This is a genomic window from Segatella copri, from assembly GCF_003465495.1.
GTDB lineage: Bacteria > Bacteroidota > Bacteroidia > Bacteroidales > Bacteroidaceae > Prevotella > Prevotella copri_G.
The window spans coordinates 37,266-38,992 of sequence record NZ_QSAV01000037.1; the positions used below are offsets into that span (position 1 = coordinate 37,266).

The window sequence follows — 1,727 nt, forward strand, 5'->3', positions numbered from 1 at the left end:
AAAGTGAGCAATTTACGTTACTCGCCTTCTTCCCCTTACTTTTTATGATTTTACGGTAGGTGCATCGCTCTGCACAATCCTTATTTCATTGCAATCTTAATAGAATCCTTACCCACTTTTGCGATAACCAAAGACTCGGATACGGCATAAGAGGCAGCACCGTTAGCTGCAACAGTAGAGCCGAGATACTTGCCATCAGCAGCGAAGAACTTCACCACCTCGCCATCGTCAAGCCCCGAGAGGGTGCTCTGCGACAAAGCGCATTATGGTCTCCAAACCAGTGGTCTACGATATATGCCTGTATGACCATAACAATCTTGTTTTCTTGTAATTTTCTTGTAAACCTTGCAGTTTTCTTGTAAATCGCCAAAAATATTCCTAACTGTCTATCAATACTTTACAAAAAAGTTCTTGTAAATCATGCAGTTTTCTTGTAAATCTATAAAACTCTACTTGCATAAGAACCAAATACGCCTCTTCACATAAATTTTTCCTTCCTTCCTTAAGGAAGCCAGCAAGTTAGTCACCTTATTATATTTTTGGGTTTCATCCAAAACCTCTGGCAATTTATCCATAAGAAGTTCTTCGATTTCTTTTCTTGACGCAGAATCAAACTTCCTCAAGTAATCAACAATCAACTTTTTATAATAAGAATCATCAAAGCTCTTATTCTTTATATACGAAGCCTTCAAACCTATATGCTTGGAAGACTCCACTACTTTATACGACAAGTACAAATTAGTTTTTCGTCCTTCCACAAATCCCTTTTGCCTAAGCAGCGCTATAGCATCATTTGTCAAATCAGCATATTTTTTCTTCTGTATCTTATCTAAAAGTATAATTTCAGGAAGAGACAATTCTGTATTATTCACCAGAATCCGGGCAAAATTCTCATCCAATACTTTTCCTTGTATCTCACATCTTACCTTTTGATCAGAAAGCGTATATATAGGCATTGGGAAGAATCTCTTCTTCTGTTCAATAAAGAGTTTTTTAATTCCTCCACCTTCTGTATCTGCCATTCCTACATTACACATAGCTTCCATCAAGAAAGATCGGCTCTCTAAGTGTAAACATATCATAGCGTTTCATATTTTCAGGGAATATATTACCACTAACGGTATATGTATAGTTATTGTTCCTAATATACTCCTTTGTTATTTCATCCACAGCCTTAATCATTGGAATATGAAAATTGCGAAAATCCTTGTTCTTATCATCTTTTGTCAACAGTTTCCAACGGATGATACACACTGCAGGCGACAGGAAATGCTCAGACTCCTCTCTACCAAGTAGGATGATAGCAGCATTGGTTATCTTTCCGGCTCTTGTAATCTTTGCCTTGTTCAGGAAGGTTACATCATCCCAACTTTCGATTTCCTTAGCTCTTTTTTCATGTCTTTCGGCATATTTCTCCCTCGCCATACGAATAGCCTCAGGATCGAGGTCATCGATGGTGGCATCTTCTATGATATTAGCAGACCAATCACCAAAAGCAGCACTCGGCTCTGAAAGAATTCTTTGCTCTCGCTCCGATGTCATTTGTCTATACGCCACCTTTTCATCGTGGCATATAGACCCCTGTCGTTTCCCGTGAGGCGCAATGTGTACCAAACCTGTTAATTATAAGATCTGTACAGGTCGAAATAGTTCATCATTTCTCGCGCTGTGCGAATCGGCAAGCCTCGATGAGTTTCTGCTTCAGCTTGCCACGGCCAGCCATCACA

3 protein-coding genes are annotated in these 1,727 nt (G+C 39.3%); all 3 read right to left on the reverse strand.

Annotated features, from left to right (window positions below; all coding sequences use genetic code 11):
* Nucleotides 1–80 precede the first annotated feature (80 nt).
* Nucleotides 81–257: a hypothetical protein gene (locus DWV53_RS15790; RefSeq protein WP_181992475.1), complete on the reverse strand. Its 177-nt coding sequence runs from the start codon at nt 255–257 to the stop codon at nt 81–83.
* A 192-nt stretch (nt 258–449) separates the two neighbouring features.
* The gene (locus DWV53_RS11145) at nt 450–1,022 is read right to left on the reverse strand and encodes a hypothetical protein (RefSeq protein ID WP_147468782.1); all 573 of its coding nucleotides are present in this window, start codon (nt 1,020–1,022) and stop codon (nt 450–452) included.
* Between the two features lie 7 nt (nt 1,023–1,029).
* Nucleotides 1,030–1,557, reverse strand: a complete 528-nt coding sequence (locus tag DWV53_RS11150) for a hypothetical protein (RefSeq protein WP_147468783.1) — start codon at nt 1,555–1,557, stop codon at nt 1,030–1,032.
* Between the last annotated feature and the right edge of the window lie 170 nt (nt 1,558–1,727).

What these genes read in the sequence shown, in the direction of transcription:
- DWV53_RS11145 (WP_147468782.1), bottom strand. Translation starts at nt 1,022, where the DNA reads ATGGCAGATACAGAAGGTGGAGGAATTAAAAAACTCTTTATTGAACAG.